This window comes from Fundidesulfovibrio agrisoli, from assembly GCF_022808715.1.
Lineage (GTDB): Bacteria > Desulfobacterota > Desulfovibrionia > Desulfovibrionales > Desulfovibrionaceae > Fundidesulfovibrio > Fundidesulfovibrio agrisoli.
This window is the reverse complement of record NZ_JAKZKX010000016.1, coordinates 21,012-43,319: the sequence shown is the minus strand read 5'-3', so window position 1 is coordinate 43,319 and position 22,308 is coordinate 21,012. Positions and strand designations below refer to the sequence as shown.

At 61.1% G+C, this 22,308-nt stretch carries 20 protein-coding genes; 15 read left to right on the top strand and 5 right to left on the bottom strand.

The features are described from left to right. Window positions 1-32 precede the first annotated feature (32 nt). The 14 genes from MLE27_RS12240 to MLE27_RS12175 all read left to right on the top strand — a co-directional run bounded on the left by MLE27_RS12240 (window position 33) and on the right by MLE27_RS12175 (window position 16,213). Entirely contained in the window at window positions 33-1,739 is a 1,707-nt protein-coding gene (locus MLE27_RS12240) for an ATP-binding cassette domain-containing protein (protein ID WP_243312360.1), read from the top strand. Then, on the top strand, window positions 1,736-2,863 hold the full coding sequence (locus MLE27_RS12235; RefSeq protein ID WP_243312359.1) for an ABC transporter permease: 1,128 nt from the start codon (window positions 1,736-1,738) through the stop codon (window positions 2,861-2,863). The genes MLE27_RS12240 and MLE27_RS12235 overlap by 4 nt, the downstream gene beginning before the upstream one ends. Next, entirely contained in the window at window positions 2,860-3,972 is a 1,113-nt protein-coding gene (locus MLE27_RS12230; RefSeq protein ID WP_243312358.1) for an ABC transporter permease, read from the top strand. Before MLE27_RS12235 ends, MLE27_RS12230 begins: the two co-directional genes overlap by 4 nt. A 361-nt stretch (window positions 3,973-4,333) precedes the next feature. Next, window positions 4,334-5,548: a tyrosine-type recombinase/integrase gene (locus tag MLE27_RS12225; protein WP_243312357.1), complete on the top strand. Its 1,215-nt coding sequence runs from the start codon at window positions 4,334-4,336 to the stop codon at window positions 5,546-5,548. 282 nt (window positions 5,549-5,830) lie between these two features. Next, window positions 5,831-6,232 (top strand): hypothetical protein, encoded by a 402-nt coding sequence (locus tag MLE27_RS12220; RefSeq protein ID WP_243312356.1) that lies wholly within the window; start codon window positions 5,831-5,833, stop codon window positions 6,230-6,232. Between the two features lie 492 nt (window positions 6,233-6,724). Continuing rightward, entirely contained in the window at window positions 6,725-6,958 is a 234-nt protein-coding gene (locus tag MLE27_RS12215; protein ID WP_243312355.1) for a hypothetical protein, read from the top strand. Between the two features lie 560 nt (window positions 6,959-7,518). Further along, the gene (locus MLE27_RS12210; RefSeq protein ID WP_243312354.1) at window positions 7,519-7,839 is read left to right on the top strand and encodes a hypothetical protein; all 321 of its coding nucleotides are present in this window, start codon (window positions 7,519-7,521) and stop codon (window positions 7,837-7,839) included. Further along, window positions 7,836-8,132, top strand: coding sequence for a hypothetical protein (locus MLE27_RS12205; protein ID WP_243312353.1), 297 nt, complete (start codon window positions 7,836-7,838; stop codon window positions 8,130-8,132). Before MLE27_RS12210 ends, MLE27_RS12205 begins: the two co-directional genes overlap by 4 nt. A 149-nt stretch (window positions 8,133-8,281) precedes the next feature. Continuing rightward, window positions 8,282-10,510 (top strand): hypothetical protein, encoded by a 2,229-nt coding sequence (locus MLE27_RS12200; RefSeq protein WP_243312352.1) that lies wholly within the window; start codon window positions 8,282-8,284, stop codon window positions 10,508-10,510. Between the two features lie 155 nt (window positions 10,511-10,665). Continuing rightward, on the top strand, window positions 10,666-10,923 hold the full coding sequence (locus MLE27_RS12195; RefSeq protein ID WP_243312351.1) for a hypothetical protein: 258 nt from the start codon (window positions 10,666-10,668) through the stop codon (window positions 10,921-10,923). A 16-nt stretch (window positions 10,924-10,939) separates the two neighbouring features. Further along, complete coding sequence (locus MLE27_RS12190; protein WP_243312350.1) at window positions 10,940-11,485, top strand: ERCC4 domain-containing protein; 546 nt, start codon at window positions 10,940-10,942, stop codon at window positions 11,483-11,485. Further along, complete coding sequence (locus tag MLE27_RS12185) at window positions 11,475-11,927, top strand: DUF5681 domain-containing protein (RefSeq protein WP_243312349.1); 453 nt, start codon at window positions 11,475-11,477, stop codon at window positions 11,925-11,927. The genes MLE27_RS12190 and MLE27_RS12185 overlap by 11 nt, the downstream gene beginning before the upstream one ends. 229 nt (window positions 11,928-12,156) lie before the next feature. Next, a complete protein-coding gene (locus MLE27_RS12180) occupies window positions 12,157-13,929 on the top strand; it encodes a hypothetical protein (RefSeq protein ID WP_243312348.1) in 1,773 nt (590 codons plus the stop codon). A gap of 1 nt (window position 13,930) precedes the next feature. Then, window positions 13,931-16,213 (top strand): hypothetical protein, encoded by a 2,283-nt coding sequence (locus MLE27_RS12175; RefSeq protein WP_243312347.1) that lies wholly within the window; start codon window positions 13,931-13,933, stop codon window positions 16,211-16,213. Window positions 16,214-16,358: 145 nt separating this feature from the next. Here the strand turns inward: MLE27_RS12175 and MLE27_RS12170 are convergent, their stop codons facing one another. Then, window positions 16,359-16,808, bottom strand: a complete 450-nt coding sequence (locus tag MLE27_RS12170; protein WP_243312346.1) for a hypothetical protein — start codon at window positions 16,806-16,808, stop codon at window positions 16,359-16,361. A 94-nt stretch (window positions 16,809-16,902) separates the two neighbouring features. Continuing rightward, window positions 16,903-17,073, bottom strand: coding sequence for a helix-turn-helix domain-containing protein (locus MLE27_RS12165; protein ID WP_243312397.1), 171 nt, complete (start codon window positions 17,071-17,073; stop codon window positions 16,903-16,905). Between the two features lie 139 nt (window positions 17,074-17,212). Here MLE27_RS12165 and MLE27_RS12160 point away from each other — a divergent pair, with 139 nt between their 5' ends. Then, the gene (locus MLE27_RS12160) at window positions 17,213-17,545 is read left to right on the top strand and encodes a hypothetical protein (RefSeq protein WP_243312345.1); all 333 of its coding nucleotides are present in this window, start codon (window positions 17,213-17,215) and stop codon (window positions 17,543-17,545) included. Between the two features lie 243 nt (window positions 17,546-17,788). On the opposite strand, the gene MLE27_RS12155 is transcribed toward MLE27_RS12160, so the two are convergent. The 3 genes from MLE27_RS12155 to MLE27_RS12145 form a co-directional block, all read right to left on the bottom strand. Continuing rightward, the gene (locus MLE27_RS12155; RefSeq protein WP_243312344.1) at window positions 17,789-18,046 is read right to left on the bottom strand and encodes a hypothetical protein; all 258 of its coding nucleotides are present in this window, start codon (window positions 18,044-18,046) and stop codon (window positions 17,789-17,791) included. Continuing rightward, window positions 18,043-19,317, bottom strand: a complete 1,275-nt coding sequence (locus MLE27_RS12150; RefSeq protein ID WP_243312396.1) for a sensor histidine kinase — start codon at window positions 19,315-19,317, stop codon at window positions 18,043-18,045. The genes MLE27_RS12155 and MLE27_RS12150 overlap by 4 nt, the downstream gene beginning before the upstream one ends. Window positions 19,318-19,499: 182 nt before the next feature. After that, window positions 19,500-22,229 carry a chemotaxis protein CheB gene (locus tag MLE27_RS12145; protein WP_279355807.1) on the bottom strand — a complete coding sequence of 910 codons (2,730 nt, stop codon included), beginning with the start codon at window positions 22,227-22,229 and terminating at the stop codon, window positions 19,500-19,502. Between the last annotated feature and the right edge of the window lie 79 nt (window positions 22,230-22,308).

The following is a 22,308-nucleotide window of genomic DNA, read 5'->3' as shown; positions in this document are numbered from 1 at the left end:
CTCCCCCCCTTGTCGTGGCGACAGGGCTGAGCATGCGCTTCGCCCGTCAGGATCCGCCCGCGCTGGACGGCATCACGGCGGACATCCCGGCCGGGCGGGTCACGGGGCTCGTCGGCCCGGACGGGGCGGGCAAGACGACCTTCATCCGGCTGCTGGCGGGCCTGCTGCACCCCACGCAGGGCGGCCTCACCGTGCTGGGCCTCGATCCCGTCACGCGGGCGGACGCCATCCACGCGCGCATCGGCTACATGCCCCAGAAGTTCGGCCTCTACGAGGACCTGAGCGTGGCCGAAAACCTGCGGCTCTACGCCGAGGTGCGCGGCCTGCCCCCGGACGAGGAGGCCGAGACGTTCCGCCGCCTGCTCGACTTCACCGGCCTGGAGCAGTTCACCGGGCGGCTGGCCGGGCGGCTCTCCGGCGGCATGAAGCAGAAGCTCGGGCTGGCCTGCGCCATGATCCGCAAGCCGGAGCTGCTGCTCCTGGACGAGCCCAGCGTCGGGGTGGACCCGATCTCGCGGCGCGAGCTCTGGCGCATGGTCAAGGCCCTGGCGGCGCAGGGCATCGGGGTGCTCTGGAGCACCTCCTACCTGGACGAGGCCGAGGCCTGCGACCACGTCCTGCTCTTCGCGCGGGGGCGGATGCTCTTCACCGGCGAGCCTTCGGAGCTGACGGGCCGGGTGCGGGGCCGGGTGTTCCAGGTGCGCGGCATCGGCGGCGGCCGCAGGGCGGTCCTGCGCCGGGGGCTGGAGCTGCGGGGGGTGATCGACGGCGTCATCCAGGGGCGCAACGTGCGCTTCGTGTTGGCCGACGGCTCATCCGGGCTCGACCTCCAGGCGCTGGACGCCGGGCCCCGGGCCACGCTCGACCCCGTCGCGCCGCGCTTCGAGGACGCCTTCCTGGACATCCTGGGCGGAGGCCCCGGGGGCGTGTCGGTGCTGGCGCGCAACATGGCGCCCAAGCAGCCCGGCCCCGAAGCCGTGGTGGAGGCCAGGGGCTTGACCAAGCGCTTCGGCGGGTTCACGGCGGCCAGCGGCATCACCTTCGCCATCCGGCAGGGGGAGATATTCGGCCTGCTCGGCCCCAACGGCGCTGGCAAGTCCACCACGTTCAAGATGATGTGCGGGCTGCTCAGGCCGAGCGAAGGGCAAGCCCTGGTGGACGGCCTGTCCCTGGCCGCGTGCCCTGGCGCGGCCAGGGCGCGCATCGGGTACATGTCGCAGAAGTTCTCGCTCTACGGCACGCTGTCGGCCCGTCAGAACCTGGAGTTCTTCTCCGGCATCTACGGCCTGACCGGCGCGCGCCGCAGGCAGGCCATGCAGAGCATGGTCGACATCTTCGCGCTCGGGCCGCACCTGGGCGAATCGGCCGACACGCTCCCCCTGGGGTTCAAGCAGCGCCTGGCCCTGGCCTGCGCGGTGATGCACGAACCCGCCGTGCTGTTCCTCGACGAACCGACCTCCGGCGTGGACCCCATCACCCGGCGCGAGTTCTGGACGCACATCAACGGCATGGTCGAACGCGGCGTCACCATCATGATAACCACCCACTTCATGGACGAGGCCGAGTACTGCGACCGCATCGCCCTGGTCTACCGGGGCCGGACCATCGCCATCGGCTCCCCCGACGAGCTCAAGGACGAGGCTCGCGGCCCCGGCGCGCCCGACCCCAGCCTGGAGGAGGCCTTCATCGCCCTGGTGGAGCGCAGCGGGCCGGAGCGGGATGCGAGGACGGCGGCATGAACACCCTGGCCTGGCGGCGGCTTTGGGCGGTCATCGTCAAGGAGTCCCTGCAGATCATGCGGGACCCGTCGTCCATCCTGATCGGCCTGATCCTGCCCGTGTTCCTGACCCTGCTCTCCGGTTACTCCACCAACCTGGACATCGAAGGCATTTCCATAGGCCTGGCCCTGGAGGATCACTCGCCCGACGCACAGGACTTGGCCGCCGCCTTCCGGGCCACGAAATATTTCAAGGTCACCCAGGGCAACGACCGCCGCGAGTTCACCGGCGACATGGTCTCGGGCAGGCTGTCCGGGCTTGTGGTCATCCCCCAGACCTTCAGCAGGGATCTGGCGCGCATGGACGGTGAGGTTCCCTTCCAGGTCATCGCCGACGGCTCGGTGCCCAACACGGCGACCTTTCTGCAGAACTACGCCATGGGCGTCTGGCAAACCTGGCTCGCGCAGCGCGGCGACGAGAGGCGGGCGGGCCAGACGGGGCTCGTGCGGCTGGTGCCGCGCACCTGGTACAACCAGGAGCTGGTGAGCCTGAACAGCCTGCTGCCGGGGGGCATGGCCATCAACCTGACCCTGATCGGTGCCCTGCTCACGGCGCTGGTGGTTGCCCGGGAGTGGGAGCGCGGCACCATGGAGGCCATGCTGGCCACTCCGCTGGGGCGCTTCGAAATGCTGCTGGGCAAGCTGGTCCCCTATTTCCTGCTGGGCATGGCGGCCATGTTTCTCTGCCTGGGCATCACGCTGGCCGTGTTCGGCGTGCCGTTCCGGGGTTCGCTGGCGGCCCTGGTGACCGTGTCGTCGGTCTTCATGCTGTCGGCCCTGGGGCTCGGGCTGCTGATCTCCTCACTGGCCAACAACCAGTTCGTGGCCTCCCAGACCGCCATCCAGGCCGCGTTTCTGCCCGCGTATTTCCTCTCCGGCTACGTGTTCGAGCCCTCCAGCATGCCCTACCCCATCGAGCTGCTCTCGCGCTGCATCGCGGCCCGGTACTACGTCTCCTGCCTGAAGACCCTCTTCCTGGCCGGAGACGTCTGGGAGGTCCTGCTGCCCAACATGGCGGCCATGGCGGTCATCTGCGCGGCCACGCTCGCGCTCACCCTCGGCAACACGCGCCGGACCCTGGCATGAACGGCCCACGCATCCGCGCGCTTGTAATCAAGGAGCTGCTGGCCGTGCTGCGCGACAGGAAGAGCCGCATGGCCCTCATCCTGCCGCCTCTGCTGCTGCTGGCCGTGTTCTCGTTCGCGGCAACGCTGGAGGTGAAGAACGTCGACCTGGCCGTGCTGGACAAGGACGGCGGCAAGGACGCGGTGGAGCTGGCCCAGCGCTTCGCCGGTTCGCCCTACTTCACCAGGGTCTTCGCGCTGCACGCCCAGGCGGACGTGGCCCCGGCCCTGGAGAGCAGCCGGGCCATGGCCGTCCTGGTCATCGACGAGGGTTTCTCGCGCGGGGTGGCCGCCGGACGGCAGGCGACCGCCCAGCTCATCCTCGACGGCAGGCGCAGCAACGCGGCCCAGATCGTGGAGGGATACTCGGAGCTCATCGTGACCCGCTACAACGAAGACCTGGCCAGGCTGGCCGGGCAGCCGGGCGCGCGGACGGTCCTGGCGGCCCGCAACTGGTTCAACCCGAACCTGGATTACCTCTGGTTCACGGTGCCGAACCTCATCGGCATGCTGAGCATGGTGGTGGGGCTGGTGGTCACGTCGCTCTCCGTTGCCCGCGAACGCGAGCTGGGCACCTTCGACCAGTTGCTGGTCTCGCCCCTCTCCCCGTGGGAGATCCTGGCGGGCAAGACCCTGCCGGCCATGATCCTGGGATGCGCGGAGAGCGTTTTCATCGTCGCCGCGGCCATCCTGCTGTTCCGCGTGCCGTGCGTGGGCTCGCTTTGGACCCTGGCCGTATGCCTGGCGCTCTATCTCTTCTCCGTGGTGGGCTTCGGCCTGTTCATCTCCTCGCTGTGCAACACCCAGCAGCAGGCAATCCTGGGCACGTTCACCTTCATGATCCCGGCCACCCTGCTCTCGGGCTTCGCCACGCCCCTCGAGACCATGCCCCAGGTGCTGCAGGCGGCCGCCTACGCCAACCCCATGCGCCACTTCCTGCCGGTCGTGCGCGGGGTCATGCTCAAGGGCATGCCTTTCGACATGGCCGCGGAGGCGGTATGGCCGCTGGCGGTCATCGCCGTGGCCACGTTGGCCCTGGCGGGGTGGTTCTTCCGGCGCGGGCTGGAGTAATCGGGGAGGGGGTGGGTGCTGTTGCCCCGCACAGCGCCAGACTTGCGGGCACCGGCGGACGCACGGAGGATTCGACACCGCCTATGGCGGAGCGTCCCGTGATGAAATGAATAATAACCCAAAAAACGAAATCAGGGGCTTAGGCTGTTCACCTAAACCCCTGTTTTACTTGGTGGGCCATGTAGGACTCGAACCTACAACCAACGGATTAAGAGTTCTTTAGCCCAGGCTTCACCTCCCTTCACCCACACATACACAATCCGTTGACATACAAGCTGTTATGCAATAAATATCTTCACACGCCTTCACCAAAATTTACCCATGTTCACAAGAAAACGCGGGGCAAAAGCGGGGCAAGCCAATGGGCTACATCAAAAGCAAATTCCCTGGAGTACGTTACCGCGAACACCCCACCCGCAAGCACGGCGTGAAGCCTGACCGGTATTTCTTCATCAGGTACAAGCTGAACGGAAAAGACAAGGAAGAGGCGCTGGGCTGGGCTTCCGAGGGCATGACCGAGGCCAAGGCATCGGCCCGACTGGCGGAACTCAAAGAGGCCAAGCGCACCGGCAAGGGCGCTGTCACCCTGGCTGAACAGCGCGCCGAGGCGGATGCGGCAAGAGCCGCACGCCAAGAAGAGGAAATTGAGGCCGCAAGGGCTGGAGTAACTGTCGCCCAGGCGTGGGAGCGCTACTACCCACTCACCAAGACGAACAAGGCCGCTAGGACGTGCGCCAAAGAGGAGCAAGTATGGCGCTTATGGATTTCTCCCGTCATTGGCGCGAAGCCCCTCAAGGATGTAGCCCCTATCCACCTGGAGCGCATTAAGCGCAATGTTCTAGATGCTGGGCGAGCCCCCAGGAGCGCAGCATACGTGCTGGCGGTGATCCGTCAGCTGTTCAACTTCGCCCGTGACCACGACTTATTCAGTGGAACCAGCCCCGCCGCCAAAGTCTCCGCGCCGAAAGCTGACAACCGCCGCACCCGTTTTCTCACAGCTGAGGAAGCCGAACAGCTCTTGACGGCACTCAAGAAACGTTCCCTCGGCGTCCACGACATGGCCCTACTCTCCCTGTATGCTGGACTTCGCGCGGGGGAGGTGTTCTCCCTCGCCTGGCCGGACGTTGATTTTGATTGCGGTGTTTTGACCCTGCGCGACACCAAGAGCGGCAAGACTAGGCAAGTTCCAATGACCGACGCTGTGCGCGCCATGCTCTCAGAGCGAAAGCCTGCGGCAAACGGTAACCCCCTGGTGTTTCCATCCGAAACGGGCGTAAAGGTCGGACAGATAAGCCAAACCTTCACCAAGGTTGTCAGCGACCTTGGTTTGAATGATGAGATCGTGGACTCCCGTCAGAAGGTTGTCTTCCACACCCTTCGCCACACGTTCGCATCATGGCTTGTACAAAATGGCGTTCCGCTTATCACCGTCGGACGCTTGCTTGGACACTCAACCACCGCCATGACCGAGCGCTACAGCCACCTCGCCCCCGACCACTTCAAACAAGCCCTGGACACCCTGGAATCCCATAAAAAACAAGCCACAAAGAAGCCCGGCCAACTCGTGCAAGGTTGACCCTCCCCCCTCTTCGACGCCGCGCATACAACCGGGGCAAATATCCTTCCCGAACAGGGGCGGCCCCCCGAACTGGACGGGACAGGTTGCCCGTGAACCCGCACCATTGCTTGATCCACAAGGGCATTGTGCTTTGGTTTTTTTTTGATATTTTAGCCCCACACATGAGGGTACAGCAAGGACTCTTTAATCTGGACTAATCAGGCGCACACAGCGACGCCTTGGACAGCAATTTGACTTTCAGGAAAATTCTGTGTACATCCATTAGCACAGGAGCCACAAATGAAAATAAGCCTGGACGCCATCGAGTGGGACAACTCTCCGCCGACCGGAAGCAGCTACACAATCACCATTTGGCCGCGTGGCTTAATCAACTTCTCGGCGGATGCCGTCAACCGATTCGAGCTTAAGAAGAAGCCTTTCGTAAAACTTGGGTACATCAGAGAGCGGAAGTTGCTGGTCTTCAAATTCCTGGACGAGCAATCAGAACAAGGAGCGCTCCCCGCCACTGAACGACAGAAGGGCATTATTGTCTCTGCGCGCGGAACACTGGACAAGTTTTCCGTGGACTTCGAGGGCAAGACGATGCGCTATCCTCTTGAAGAGGACACAGACAGCGGGCTCTTTGTTGCCAACCTTAACGATGGCATAGACGCGAAGAGGTCGAAGAAGAGCGAACAATGATTTGATAGCTGGGGAGCGGCCAACGAAAAAGCCCGTGGGTGTACCAGACCCACGGGCTAGAAACGGATGGCCGCTACAGGGAGCGAGCCAAGAGTCACACATACCTCTTAACTTCCCTCCCTTCCCCGAGTCAACAACTAGGCTGGAGCCACAGACATGGTGCGGGCACGCGCCACAGGATCGGTGCGCTCTGTTGTTGAACCTCAACTGGGAGTGTTTGAATGGTAAACAGTATCGGCTTCGACTGGGGGGAAGTCCTCCCCGAACCCCCGGTGGGACCGGCCCTTTATTGGCGGCACCGCTGGACGCAGTACAACACAAACCCCGGCTTGCCTTTCTCTCGCGGCACCCTCCAGAACCGTGACGCAGCCGGGCTAGGGCCTGAATCACTCGTCATCGGCGGCAAGGTCGCCTACACCCGCGAAGCTCTTATTCGCTGGCTAAACCAGCTTGAGGTAAAACACCGCGCATCTTCACGTGCCGGTGGGGGGCGTGCAGATGCCGTCGCGTGAACTCCTGATTACCATGTTGGGCAAGGACAAGGCCCTGGAGCTTATGCGCTCCTGTGGAGGCCAGCGCATCCCGGAGCCCCCGGGCGAGGGGCCGTGCCTGCGGGACAGGATCGTCGCTCTGCACCTCAAGGGGCATAGCAACGGCGAGATACGCGCTATCCTCGGGTGCTCGATGAGGTGGGTGCAATCCGCAGTAAGCCAGCAGGTGAACTAGAAAGGCATAAAAAACTTCGTCCCCGCCTGCTTACAATCCGTCACAGGGAAGGGACAACGCAGGCGCTTAAAATCATATGTCACTTTCCAATCACAGGTGACTTGATTCTCGTTGGTGTTTTTTTATTGCTAAGCACGAGAAGAACCAGAAGAAGAATCCAGTCAAAGGGGGAGGCATGAGCCCAACACGCGGAGTCGAATGGAAGCAATTTTTCACTGAGAACGGCATGACGCAACACCGGGTTGCACAACAGGTCGGCTACTCTGTTCCTTCAGTGGGTCAGTATCTCAACGAATACCGTCCGATACCGTCTCATGTGGTGCGAGAGTTTCAACGCATAAGAGAGGGCATCCTTGCTAGTCGCAAGGCTAGTTAGGGACTGTCGGGAGGTGAAGACTGAGGAAATCGGCAGAAGTCAAAAAACCAAAACGCCCGATCTATGCTTGGCGGCAGTTCGGGCGTGTTGGTCAAATCGTAAACCCTTTTACAGGGCAACGGCTTCCTTCTAGCCATGCCCTGCCCTGGCGTCAAGTATTTTGACGTTGGCCGGAGAAAATCACATGTCATTCAATCCAGGCCCAGACCGGGCGCATGATGACCCCACCTGTGCCCACGTTAGAGAAGAAGCACAGAAGATCGTTTCCTCTGTTTTGATCCCCCACATCCGCACAATAGCTCAAATGTCGGTGCATTCAACGGATATGATGCGGAGCAGTCGGGCCAGTGGCAATGAATCTGCTGCAGCCATGTATGGTCTTGAATCGGAATATTTCTTCATGATCCTCCGCGACCTTGTCGGTGTTATGGCGAAATATGCCCCCGAGAGCGGTTACGGGGAGATTCACGACATCCTGTGCGGCAGCCTGGTGGTGCAGCAATGAGCAGCGGCGAGATTGAACAGGTTGTACTTGACCCTGCCGTCATCAAGAGAGCTGGTGACATCCTCGTCCTGGCTATAGGCGAAGCAGCCACCATCAGCGTTCTGCTGAGTGCGATTGCCAGCCACAAGACCTTACAGGGAGACCATGTTAGCGCGTTCAAGTCCGAGGCGTGCAAGGATTATCTCTGGGGGGTGATGAACGACACCTTGAACGTGCTTGCGCGGCACGCGCCAAATCATGATTGGTTAGAGTACAAGCAGGTATTTGACGTGCTGGGTAGGGACGTACAGTGATGGGCCATCGCGTAGATTTTCCCCGCGTTAAGGAAGCCGCTCTAGCCAACGCTGACGCATTGCTTCCCCGCCTAGTCCCCGGAGGCCGTTTTGTTGGCGGTCAGTACGCCGCCGCAGAACTGGCGGGTGGGGATGGACGGTCCTTCAGTGTGAACAGAAGTACCGGGGTCTGGAAGGATTTTGCCACGGGTGAAGGCGGGGGCGACATCATAAGCCTGTATGCTGCGGTTCGTGGCGTTGGACAGGTTGAGGCCGCCGAGGCTCTCGCCTGCGAACTAGGCGTGGACGCTACCAAACATGCGAAACCAACGGTCGTCCCACGTCGGAGGGTGGTGGCAAGTTATGACTACCACGGGGCGGACGGGGGACTTGTCTTCCAAGTCACACGCTGGGAGCCCAAGAACTTCACTCAGCGCAGGCCCGACGGGCGCGGCGGTTGGATAAACAGCGTCAAAGGCATCGAGCTTGTCCCTTACCACCTACCGGAAGTGCTCAAGGCTGACGCAGTGTTCATTGTCGAAGGCGAGAAGGACGCAGACGCCCTGAAGGCGGTAGGGTTGGTGGGTACGTGCAACGCACAGGGCGCGGGCAAGTGGCGACCTGAATACAGTTCACATTTCATAGGAAAGCGTGTCTGCATCCTGCCGGATAATGATGATCCGGGCAGAAAGCACGCGCAGGCAGTTGCTCAGGCCCTTCACGGTGTCGCTGCCCTGGTTAAGGTTGTGGAACTACCCGGACTTCCGCCTAAGGGCGATGTGTCCGACTGGCTGGCGAATGGCGGCACACGTGAAGGGCTTCTTGCCCTCGCAAAAGCCGCATCGGAATGGGAACCCCAGACGAGCCCCCAGGCAAGCGAACAACTCCCGGTGATCCTGATTCGGGACGGCCACCTTGCCGATCTGGTGGACGCCTGCGAGGGGGTTCTTTCTCAGCCCGACCTACCCACTGAGCACCGCATATTCCAGCGCGGCGGCCAATTGTGGCGCGTTGGAAACCTCCCGGCTGCCTCCTCACAACACGGCATTGCGAGGCCTCAGGGCGCGGTTGTGCTTCGGGACGTGCAAAAGCCGTTCATTCAGGTGGTTCTAGCCAAGCACGCCCGTTTTGATCGTTACGACGGGCGCAGCAATGACTGGCGGCAGGTCAACCCACCGGCTGCCGTGGCCGATGCGATCCTTGCCCGTTCCGGGCTCTGGCCCTTTCCCGCTCTCCGGGGCGTGGTCGCCTGCCCGACCATCCGGCCCGACGGCTCCCTGGTACTGGCTCAGGGCCACGATGCGGGCACGGGCTACTATGTGGCTCACAACCTAACCGTAAACATCCCTGACAAGCCTACGATCGAGGATGCGGCCTTTGCCCTCTCACTCCTACGGGAACTCCTGGCCGGGTTCTCCTTCGTGAATAACGTTGACCGGAGCGTAGCTCTGTCCCTCATCCTGACGGCGATTGCACGCCCGGCCCTGGATTTCGTGCCGCTCTTCTCCATTACGGCCCCTGTGCGCGGCTCTGGCAAGTCTACGCTGATGGATATTGCCGCTGTCCTCGCAACTGGCAGGCGTAGTGCGGTCTTATCCGCCACGTCTGATGCCGACGAACTGGACAAGCGCCTTGCTGGCTGTCTCCTGGGCGGTGATCCAATCATCAACCTGGACAACATCAACGGCGTGCTGGGCTCTGACCTTCTCTGCCAGGCCATTACGTCGGAAACGGTCAAGGTCCGCCCCCTTGGCACTAGTGGTCATGTTGAGATTCCAAACACGGCGCTGTTCTCTGCCAACGGCAACAACCTGACCCTGGCGGGCGACCTGTCGAGGCGGGCGCTGCTGTGTCGCCTTGATCCGTGCATGGAGAGGCCAGAAGAACGCGTGTTCGACTTCGACCCCGTTGTGGAGGCCATGAAGAACCGCGAGCAGTACGTATCTGCCGCGCTGGTCATAATTCGGGGCTACCTAGCGGCGGGCAAACCAGAGCAGCCCCTAACCCCGTTCGGCAGTTTCTCCATGTGGGCCGGGCTGGTGCGCAACGCACTGGTTTGGGCCGGTGAGCCTGACCCCTGCGAGAGCCGGGCGGCCATCATTGACGATGACCCGGAAGCCTCTGCCCTGCGGGAGCTGCTGAACGCGTGGTGGGAACTGTTCGGGCGGACTCCCCGCAGTATCAAGGAAGTAGCCCAAACGGCTGCCAACAGTGAGGACAGCCCCCTTGCCGAGGTCTTGGACACGATTGCCGGTGAACGAGGGGACATCAACACCCGTAAGTTCGGAAAGTGGCTCAAGCGCAATTCCGGGCGGGTTGTGGATGGGATGAAGATTGGAAAATTCGCCCAAACTCTGAACGGCAGCGCACAGTGGCAGGTTCTGAATGTTCAGAATTAGGGGTTTCAGGGGTTTTAGGGGTTTCTACAACCCAACGCGGAAAAAGTGTCAGACAGTTACTTTGACAGTTTTCCTGAAAGGACCGGAACAAACCCCCGAAACCCCTGAAACCCCCGTAATTGATACAGGCTATCAACTGCCAAGGGGCTGAGCATATGAAAACGACACTGACATATTCCGCCCTGGTTGAGTTGGAGCCGCGCTTGAAGGAAGCGGAGGCCCTGGCCCGCCAGCACGCGGGGGAAGATAGCGACCGCCTATGGTTTCACGTCATCAAGCCCGCCTTCAAAACCCTGGTGGGCTTCGCGAGCCGCCACCCGCACGCAGCGGTAAGGTCTGGCGAGGCGTACCGCGTGGCTTACGCCCACTTGTTGGGCATATACGACAACAGGGGGGATGCCGGTGAAGGGTAACCCCCCGAAGACTCCCTTGCTTCCAATCATCATCGACACACGCGAACAGCTCCCCTTCCCCTTTGCTCCTGACAAATACCCCGCTCACCTCACACGAGGGACACTGACAACTGGAGATTACAGCCTTGCCGGGCTTGAGCATTGCGTTTCGGTTGAGCGCAAATCCCTGGATGACCTTATCGGTTGCCTGACTGTGGGCCGGGAGCGCTTTGAACGTGAGCTTGAGCGTTCCCGGTTTCTGGAGTGCTTCGCCGTGGTGATCGAGGCGAGTGTGGAGGACGTAGCCCGGCACCGCTACACCTCACGGATGGACCCGCACGCGGCCTTACAGAGCATCCTTGCATTTCAGGTGCGCTACCGCTGCCCGTTCGTGTGGGCTGGGAGCCGATCGGGCGCGGAATACGCGACCTATTGGACCCTAGAGAAATTCCAGCGGGAAAAGAAAGAGGCGCTTCTTGAGCAAGCAGCCTTGGTTGAACTGGAAGCCATTGGAAAGCGGCGCGGCAAATCGAAATCAGCAGGCAAAGTGTTCACGCAAAAGAGATCCGTACATGACAGATAAGACACAGAAAAAACAGCGGGGGCCAGGCCGCCCCTGGAAGCCCGGCCAGTCGGGAAACCCGGCAGGCTGCCCCACCGGGAGCCGCCACAAGGCTACCTTAGCCGTCCTGGCGCTTCTTGATGGCGAGGCCGAGACGTTGACCAGGAAAGCCGTTGAGATGGCCTTAGCGGGCGATTCTGTAGCCATGCGCCTTTGTCTGGAGAGGCTAGCCCCGCCCCGCAAGGACTCGCCCGTCACCCTGGCGGGCTTGCCGAAAATCGAGTGCGCGGCGGACCTACCGAAAGCCACCTGCGCCATTCTGGAGGCTGTGGCCAGAGGCGACATCACCCCCAACGAAGGTCAGGCCCTAGCCGGGTTGCTGGAGAGCCACCGCAAGACACTTGAGACGGCGGAAATCGAACAACGTTTGAGCGCCCTTGAGGCGCGGGAGAACATCAGATGAACAATATGGCTAAACGGTTGAGGCGGTTGGAAGGCCCGTGCGCGTGTGCCGGGGAGGTGCCTGCGTGGTGCGTGGCGAGCGCCCAGCAGGAAATGGGGCTGGGCCTTATCGAACTCCATGAAGAGGCGGCGCGGGCTGAGGCCATCGCCCGACAATTCCACAACTACGACTCCTACAAGGAGCACTTGCAGCGACAGCACCTCGAATTTCTTACAATGGAGGCGTGCTAATGAGCATCCTAAACGATATCGGCATGGGCCTCATGGGATTCTCGCAGGGCCTGGACAGGGGCCTGGATCGCCAGTTCCAAAACGAAAAGCTTGGTCTTATGCGTCGTGCTGCTGACCGCGAAGACAAGGGCATGGAGATTACCTCCGCGCTCAAGGATATGGAGACGCAAAAGCTGGCGGAAGAACTCAAGAAGAACCGCTACTTCATGTCCATCATCACAGGTGAAAACAGCCCAGTGTATTCGCAGCCTTCGCCGCCCTTCTCCACCCAGCAGAGCGCTCCCCTGAGTTGGACATCTCCCAGCACGGGCGGAAGCGCGCCCATCTGGCAGCGAAACAACAACCCTGGAAATATCAGGGTTCCTGGGCAAAATGCTTTCCAGGCTTTCCCCAGCATGGAGGCTGGAACGCAAGCGATGGTGGACCTCTTGGGCAGATACAACCAGGGCGGGCACAACACCATCTGGAAGATAGTTAGCCGTTACGCCCCTGCTGGAGACGGCAACAACAACCCGGAAGCATATTCGGCCAATGTAGCGCAGATGACCGGGCTGGACGTTCACCAGCCACTTGACTGGAATGACCCCATGACGCGCTTTGGCGTGACGCGGGCCATGATGCAGCAGGAAGGCAGCGCCGGGGGGGTCAATCCTTCCGTGCTGGCGAAGGCTACCGGCCTCGGGGAAGTCCCTATGGGTTGGTTCCCCGCGCAGCCCATGCAATCAGCCCAGGGAGCGCAATACGCTGCCAACAACACCGGGACAGCTACGGACGCGACCGGGGCACCAAGGCCCCAGCAGCCATACCAGCCATCTGCGCATCTCCCGGCGTGGTTCACGGACCCTAATAGGCGCGATCAGATCAGTACGCTGGCCGGGATGGGCTATAAGCCCGCCATAGACGCCCTGAACTCCGCTAAGCTCATTCAGGATATCACCAAGCGCGACATCCCGGAGAAGCTCGACGGGGCGCAGTGGTTCAAGATCAAGTTTGGGCGCGACTTCGACCCCGGCAACCGAACTGAATCTGCGCTTGTGAAAGAATACAACCAGGCCAACTCGACCCAAAGCGTCAACGTAAACATGCCCCCTGAACAGGAAGCTTCCGCCAAGGAGCAAGCCAAGATTTTCAATGACGCACGTGTGCAGATCGCCAAGGATGCAGACGGGGCGCTCAAGACATTGACGATCTTGAACCATGCCGAACCGCTGCTGGACGCCTCGGGTTCGCTATCCAACATTAAGAAGACGGTGGGTGGCCTGGCGCAGGCGCTCGGGCTCGGCGGACAACTCGGAGGACTCATTGAGTCCGCTAACGACATCAACACGTTACAGGCGCTCTCTGCCCGTATGCTCTTGCCTATCGTGCAGAACACCACGGCCTTCCACACCAACTTCTCGGATGCCGACCGCCGGTCGATCGAGAGCATGAACATCAGCCCCCAGAACCTGCCAGAGGTCAACCGCCGCCTCATGGAGATAGCCCGCACCGAATCAGGGCTGGCGCTTCAAAAACAGCAGCACTTCACCGGCCTCAAGGACTACGCCGACTATGAAGGCCGTCTGGCTGGCTGGAATCAGGCGCAGGCGAAGCGACTGGAGGACGAACGCCCAGGCAGGAAGCAGGCAACCCCGTCTGACATCGGTGCGGGACCAGCCCCAGCATCACCTTCCTTCAAGACCCCTGACGACGTGAAGGCGGCCTTCCAGTCTGGTCAACTGTCGCAGGATCAGGCCGCGAGCATCCTGCGCAACCAATTCGGGATGGAATAACATGACAAAGGCACTCGATTTCCTCATCACCGCCACGCCGAAAGCGCAAACCGCCTTAGGATTTTTGGGAGTCAACGCCCCGGCCCCCCTGGATGCCGGGCAAGCTGCCCTTCCCGATGACATGGCCTCTCGGCTTGGTGGCGAGGCCAACTTTTACCGACCGCCCGTTGACAGCAAGACCGCTGAGAGCCTGAAGCCTACTCGCGTGCAGCCCTTGGACTTCAAAAGCCTAGTTGCCCTGCGCTACGCCGGAGACGATGCCCAGCGTATCGGCATCGCTGCCAAGGCCCTGGACCGCCCGACCACGGATTTCACCATCAAGGATGGAAGCGTGTACATGAAGGACGGCGGGGAGCTTGTCCGCGTTGGCGGGCTGGGCGGCACAAACCCGGTGGATGCAGCGGCGAACTTTGGCAAGTCCTCCGTAGCCGAGTTTGCAGCCAACCCCGTTTCAACAGCCTTGAACGTAGGGGCATTAGCGACAGCCCCCTTCACTGGGGGATCTTCCCTGGCCGTGACAGCCAACCCCCTTGCGCAGGGCGGGGCGGCAACGCTCGATGACTTGATTCGCAGCTATATCGCAAAGCGCGTCCTGCCTGACACTGTGGGCGCTCCCAAGCAATCCTTTGATCTCATGGACGCGGCACGGGCCGGGGCGGTCGGTGCAGGCGCAGGCGTAGCAACCTACGGCTTAAACCGTCTGCCAGGGGCTATGAACGCGGTTTCAAACTTTGTTGATGCTGCTGCCAACAGGTTCCCCAATGGGCTACGCAACATCATGCCGCAACGCATCCTGGAGGGAATCACGCCCGAAGCTGCGCAAGCTGGCGCTTCAGCCCTCAAGGAATCTCCCATTCCGCTGAGTCTTGGGCAGGCAACAGGCGATCCGGGGCTTTTGTCGGCTGAATCCCGGCTGCGGATGCTCCCGCAGTCGCTAGGAATCGCCAAGCGAGCCGGGGAGGCTCAGAACGCGGCGGCCAAAAATGCCCTGGAGGACTTCGCGGGCCGCAATGCCTCCGGGTCTGACGTTTCCATGCTGGGGCAGAACACCGTCAACGGGGCGCAGACGGCCATACAGGAAGCCAGAAACGCCAGGGAGCGCACCGCTGGCCCGTTGTATGACCTCGCATTTCTCAAGCCCGAAGCGCGGCAAACCCCTACCCCGAACGCTGCCGAATGGGTTTGGGATGGCAACAGGTGGGCGGACCCCAAAACGTTGCCGCTGGCCGCTAACCCCGGACCGATCCAGGCCGGTGCGCAGTCCATCGCGCCCCCGACAACCACGCTGGACGTGTCGCCGATCATCCAGGGGCTTGATGCCAGGACCAATAGCCAGAACACGCCTGAAGCCGTTCGTGGTTTGCTGGAGAGGGCCAAGGCGCAGATCATGTTCAACGGTCAGCCCAAGAACACTCCCGAAGCCCTCCAAGGGGCGAAGCAAGGCATTGACGCTTTGATAGAGGGCTTGCAACCGTCGGAGAATCAAGGCCGGGCCGCGCTCATGAGCGTAAAGAATGACCTCATGGGCTTCATGGATCAGAACGTGCCGGGTTTCTCGACTGCGAACCAGAGGTTCCGGGAAATGTCGGAGCCCGTGAATGCTCTGACGGATGGCCTGATAGGTAAGGTTGCGCAGCTTACGCCTGACAACGCCTGGAAAGCTCCCGGCCTCCTTCTCAACCCCAACACCACCACGCCAGCAATGGCGGCCAATGCCCGCGAGGCGCTTTCACTCACTCCGCAAGCCTGGAATGATACCGTGTTTGGTCGCCTCCTCCAGACCTCGCAGGGATTCAAGCAGAGCGCCAACGGCGGCATGGGCAACTACCCCGGACAGATTGGAAAGGCTCTTGGAGGGTCTGACAATGCGCGGGGTATGTGGCGTGAAGCTATGACCCCAGAGCAACACCAGGAGTTCACGGGGCTCCTGGATGCGCTGCATAAGGCATCTCAAGGCACTGGTGGGCAGTCCTGGACATTCGCGGGTGGCCCCGCTGTGGAGGCCATGCAGAACGCCACGCAGGGGCCAGTGGATAGCGCCGTGCTGTCAGCCTTGGGCTTGGGCAAGGCGTTCAGCCCTAGCAGGTGGGCGGATATGTACCGGGACTATCTCTTCAACAAGAATGCTGGCCCCCTGGCGGACCTTTTGTTCAACCCGCCTCAGAACTGGCAATCGCTCATACCCAGGAACCCGGCCAACATGACAGCATATCAAGGTATGCTTGCACTGCCCAAGGGGGTATTGGGAGGGCTGTTTGGGGAGGGTATGCCCGCCGGGAAGTGATGCGGCGAGCGATAGTGAAAATCCGTGGCGGCCCGTCCTCTGTGCGGATGGGCCGCTATTGCGCACAACTAGGGGCGTCCGATGATCTGTCCCGCCCGTGAGCGTACCTTGCGTGTAGGGCGCACGGAAAAGGCCGGAGGCGCGCTCAGCCGATTGATCCCCACGTGTCTTCGATGCTCTGTGACATGCCTACGGAACTGATAAATCCGCGCTTATTAAACATTTCCGTTCCGTCAAAATATATACTCCTTGCCTTACCTGACAAAAGAATCATGTGAATGTGGCTTCCAACATTCCATGGAACATAGGCAACGATCGAAACATACCCCTTGCGCCTCTCTATGAATCCAACCCACTCGGAATTCTTATTTACTTCAGCTATGAATATTCTAACCTTTGTATCGATGCCGATGGGGACTTTCTTTGTGTTTGCAAAGACAATTGTTGATTTCATTTCAATACTTGCGCTTGAAGAGTAGTCATTTGCGATTGAATACGACACTTCCCCACCCCAGCTCAAGTTGTCTACCGCGTCGATTGCATAACACACATTAGTCTTAAGTGGGTCACGCTGGCGTTTCTTCTTTGGGGGCATAGGGAGCCTCAATATCTTCGGGTTCAATGACCGCGCTATACTTAGGCGCGCCTCAAAAGTGAACCGTTTTTGACCCGCCCCTAGCCCAAGGTTCTCACCCTTCCTCGAACAGCGTCTTAACCTTCACCCCAAGCGCCCCCGCGATGGTCGCCAGGGTTTCCAGGGTGCATTTTGTGAATTGCTCCCCTCGCGCACGATGGAGAGTTCCCGACGAAAGTCCCGTCTGCGCAACTAGTTGGCGAATGGTGACCCCCCTTAGTTCCATCGCCTCTTTGACCTTCCCTGTAAGCATACCCACCTCCGATTGACTTAATATATTGACTCACGTTCTGCGGCTGTGTATGCCTTAATTCATCAAGTCTAAACGGTCAAAGGGTCGACCACAACCGCACAAAGGGGGCATCATGGCAGAGAATCAGGGTTCGGCTCGTGTTGCAGGTGAGCAGAAAGCAAAATTCCGTCGAGGCAAACTTGTGCAGCGGTCTGGGGGTGATTGCGCAGCACAACGAGACGCCCTACTGCGCCGACTGAATGAAACGAGGGAGGCTTTAGACGTCGTGGAAGCCATCCTTGAGGTTTACCCCGCAACCCGCGAAGGGGTAGAGGAAACAGGCAAGAACTTAGCGGCGGTCTTGGTTGACCAAGGCTTCCAAACAAACAGGCTCGTAAAAGGCCTGTTCCATGGAACTGCACCTGAACTCTCAGTGAAGGAGGCACTCTATGAACAAGCCTGCTGACTTCACCCGGCCAGGTACCAGCGTTCACACGGCCTATCGCATTATCCGCGACGGCATGATGCAGCCAGTTCGGGCCTCGATGCTGTGTGTAACGGACTAAAGGCAATAGTGGAGGGTTCCGAGCTCAATATGGAGGGGGGGAAGCAATGCCAGTAGGCGGCAACACGAAAGGATCACCGGCCAGCACCAGCGGCCCACTCTCTTCTGAGGGTGGGCCGTTTACGCGTTCAACTACGGCTGGGTCTATACCTTCGGCAAGGAGGGCTTCGCGCTCTTTAATGAATTCCCGGGCGTTTCCTCGCCCATACGCTTCAACAAAGCGCGCCTTTGCAGAATCTTGTGCTTGCGAAGAAACAGTTCGTCCAGGGCCTTGAACCGCTCCTGCTGCGCTCTCGGCAACTTGGCCGTCTCCGGGTACTCCTTCGGATCGAACAGCGGCTGCGCCCCGGCTTCCAGCAAGGTGGTCCTCCCGGATTCGGGCTTCGATGTCTTTCTGCTCACGATTCAACGCATCCAGGAGGTTGCGGCGGATTTCTCCGGTGCTCTTCGTGCTCGCCAGCGCCACGGGGCAAATGGATCGTGATGCTGGTTTCTTCATTCTCGTCCAGGGTAAACATCTCGATGCTGCCGCCCTGCGCCTCGATCATCTTCTTCGCCGAGTAAGCCCCAAGGCCTGTGCCGGACCTTTTGCCGGATGTGGCGTACTTCTCGAAAAACCTTTCCCGGATGTCTAGAGGTATCAGGCCCTTGTTGCGTATTTCGATGCGGCAGTCAGGGCCGGACGTCAGGTTGACAAATACAGTCGCGTCCTGCGGCGAAGCCTCCAACGCATTTTGAATCAAATTGTGCAGTGCCGCCCGCAGAAGATTGTATTGGCCAAGGCAGGGGTGTCTGGATCCTGCGACGGGAGGCAAGCCGTTCGATCTGATCACCAGGCGCATGACCTGGTGCCTGGGGACGCGGAGCAGAGTATCCGACACCGATACGACCAGCGGCAGGCAGTCGAAGCTCATGGCCTCGCCGTGGTATTGGCCCACCTCGATCTTGTAAAGGTCGAGGGAGCTGTTCAGCGTGTCCAGCATCTGCTTGCCCTCAGACAACAACAAATCGACCAGATGATGCTCCTCCGGTGTAAGATTGTGGGACAATTTGAGAAGCTGGGCCAGATTCATGGCGTTGCAGGCCGGAGAGCGCAGATCGTGCCGGATGATGCCTTCGATTTGTTCACGCAGCTCGTCATGGCACTTGCGCTCTGTGATGTCATTGATCGTGGCGCGCTGCACGAGGGCGCCGTCCGCATCCTGGACCAAGACGGCTTCGATGCGCACCCAGACCGGGCTGGCGTCGCTCCTCACCATCCGCAGTTCGCAAGCCTGGCTCTCGCCCGGCACGATGAGGCGTCTGCGGTGGCGGTAGTAGACGTCCTGATCCTCTTTGAGGATGAACCGGCTGATGGGCTGACGGGTGAGAGTACTCCGGGATTGGCCAAGCATCGCGGCCAGGGTGAAGTTGGCTTCGAGAATCAGGCCCTGTTCGCTGAGGGTCAAATACCCCACAGGCGCCATGTCATAGAGGTCGAAATAGCGCTCCCGCGAGATTTCCAGTTCCGCAAGCGCGCGCCGCAGCTCCTCGTTCTGCATCTCCAGTTCGATCTGGTGGACCCGCAATTCGTGGAGCGTCCGGCTTGTCTCTTCCGGGGTCAGCACGCGTCCGGCGTTGGCCTCGTCCGTTGCGGCAAGCTTCTCCGCCCTGCTGCGCAAGGTGTCCTTCATGGTGCTCACTGGTTCCTGCTACTGCATGTTCCAAATGTCCGCAGCACACTGCGGCCCTGATCTCAACTCTCCATCCGCGAAACCTCGTTTGTGTGTCTTGGGGAACCCGGCGGCGTGCCGCTATGTCCCCTGCCGGCAGTATTGACCCGTCCGGCCCTTCATGCTCGTGCCCGCCCGGCGGTTCAGCTGGGATCTCCCTGGAGGCCGGACGCCGCCCGGAGCTGCTCGTTGGCCTGGCGCAGCAGCTCCTGGGCGTGCTTCATCTCGCTGATGTCGAAAAACGTGACCACGGCGCCCTCAATCACGTTGTCAAGCGTGCGGTAAGGCAGGATGCGCATCGTGTACCATCTGCCGTCCGTCGTCTGCACGTCGATTTCCTTGGGGGCCAGGGTGTCCAGCACGGCCTGCGCATCCTTCGTCAGGCTGTCGTAGCCCACCAGATTGGAGACGATGTGGCGCACGGGCCGCCCCACGTCGCTCTGGATCAGGTTGATCATCCGGGTGGCCGCCGGGGTGAAGCGCAGGATGCGCAACTGATGGTCCACAAAGATGGTGGCTATGCCCGTCCCGGCCAACAGGTTGTTCATGTCGTTGTTGGCCCTGGACAGGTCCGCGACTTTGGTTTGCAACTCCGCGTTGACCGTGGCCAGCTCTTCATTCACAGACTGCAATTCTTCTTTTGAGGTCTCAAGTTCTTCGTTCGTAGACTGCAGCTCTTCGTTGACGGACTGCATCTCCTCGTTTGAGGATTTGAGCTCCTCGTTGGACGTCTCCAGCTCCTCGTTGGTGGTCTGGAGAAATTCTTCCTTTGCCCGCAATTCCTGCCGGAGTGATGCGATATGTGCGTCGGTGTCCGGATTGGTGCAGCCGTCATGCGCTTTGCCGTTGCCGGATTGCGGGCCGCCGTGGCCATGCCGTGGGCCTGCCAGCGTGGAGGCCTCAAGGATAACGGCATAGAGCGGCTCGTCCAGTTTCACCCCTGCCCCGGCGGTAACCGGGCGGACGACAAGGTTGGTGGGTGTGTAGTCTCCGTTGGTTTTCACGCGCAGGCCCGGAAAGCTGACCTCCTCCTTGCTGACCGCGGCCTTGTGCAGCGCTATGGTCAGCTCCCGGCGCAGCCCTTCCCGGGCCATCTTCAGGATGTTGTTGACGCCGGCTTCGCCTGGAGCGGGCTCAAGGTACAGGCCGGACCTCCCGTGCAGATACAGGATCACGCCCCGTTCATCGACCAGCGCCCCCACCAGGGCGCTGTGTTGCAACAGCACCTGTTCCGTCAGTTCGCGCAAGGGCAGTTTCTTCGGCGTGGCCATCTTCTCCGCTGTCTTTGTGGCCAACGGTTCCGAGGGCGCCAGGGGGGGGATGTATCTGCCCATGGCCAGGCGTTGCGCGCCGCGCACGTCTTCCTTGCGCTGGAAAATCTTCATCTTCCGGTCCCGCGTGGCGAAGAGGTCGCTGAATTCGCCAACCGTCTCCGAGGTGCCCAGGAAGATGAAGCCCCCGGGGTTCAGGGCATAGTGGAAGAGCGGGATGAGCCTCTTCTGCAGGTCCGCGCTGAGATAGATGAGCAGGTTGCGGCAGCTGATGAGGTCGAGCTTGGAAAAGGGCGGGTCCTTGATGACGTCCAGCTCGGAAAACACAAGCATGTCGCGGATGCTCTTGTGAATCCGGTACGCACCGCCGTCGGACTCGCTCGTGAAGAAGCGCGCGAGGCGCTCAGGGGATACGTCCACCGCGATGCTGGCCGGGTACAGGCCCGCCCGTGCGGTGGCGATGGCCTGGCTGTCGATATCCGTTGCGAAGAGCTGCACCTGGTAGAGCTGTTTCAGATTTTCCAAGTGCTCTTTGAGGAGGATGGCTATGGAGTAGGCCTCCTCGCCGGTGGAACATCCCGTGGCCCATACCCGGATGGTGGAGCCGACGGGCTTGTCAGCGAAGAGCTTGGGGATGACCAACTCCTCCAGCGCGGCGAAAGCGGCGGGGTCGCGGAAGAAGCTGGTGACCCCGATCAGGAGGTCGCGGAAGAGCGCCTCCACTTCCAGGGGCGTCTGTTGCAGATACTTGACGTACTCGCCCATGGTTTCGGTCTGGTGGACGGCCATGCGCCGCTCGATGCGGCGGCGGATCGTGCTCGGCTTGTACTGGGAAAAATCGTGGCCGGTCTGGGCGCGCAGCAGGATGCAGATTTTCTTGAGGGCGTTGTCCCCAGCCTGCGGCTCGGCTAGGGCGACACTTGGCGGCCTGCCGAACGCATGGACCACATAGGCGATAAGCTGGGACGGCATCTCCGCCGGGGGCAGCTCGAAATCGACAAGGCCCGTCGCGAGGGCGCTGCGCGGCATCCCGTCGTACTCCGTGGATGCGGGGGTCTGGGCCATGACCATCCCGCCCTCGCCCTTGATCGCCCGCACCCCCTGGCTGCCGTCGCTGCCGGTGCCCGAAAGCACGATGCCGATGGCCCGCTCCCGCTGGTCCTGGGCCAGGGAGCGGAAGAAGAAGTCGATCGGGAGGCGCTGGCCGCGCGGGGCCGCGGGCTCCATGAGCTGGAGCCTGCCGTTCAGGAAGGCCATGTCGTGGTTGGGGGGGATGATGTAGGCGCAGTTGGGCTGAACCCGCATGCCGTCCTCGACCTCGAAAACCTGCATGCGGGTGTAGCGGCGGATGAGTTCGGTGAGGATGCTCTTGTGGTTGGGGTCCAGGTGCTGGACCAGAACAAAGGCCATGCCCGGATCCTTGTCCGTCGGCATGCCGGAGAAGAAGGCCTCGAAAGCCGCGAGGCCGCCTGCGGAGGCGCCGATGCCCACGACGGGGATTGATGGTGCTGCGGCCTGTTTTGAGGAGGATTCGGGTTTCTTCACCAACCCGGCTGTTTTATGTGCTGTCTTATCTTTCACCGGGACAGTGCTCTTCGCCATGACTGCTGCTCCGTGTGCTGTCCATCGCGGCATGGTTTCAGCATGCATATCGCGTGCTGGCTGATCGCCTGACTGAGGT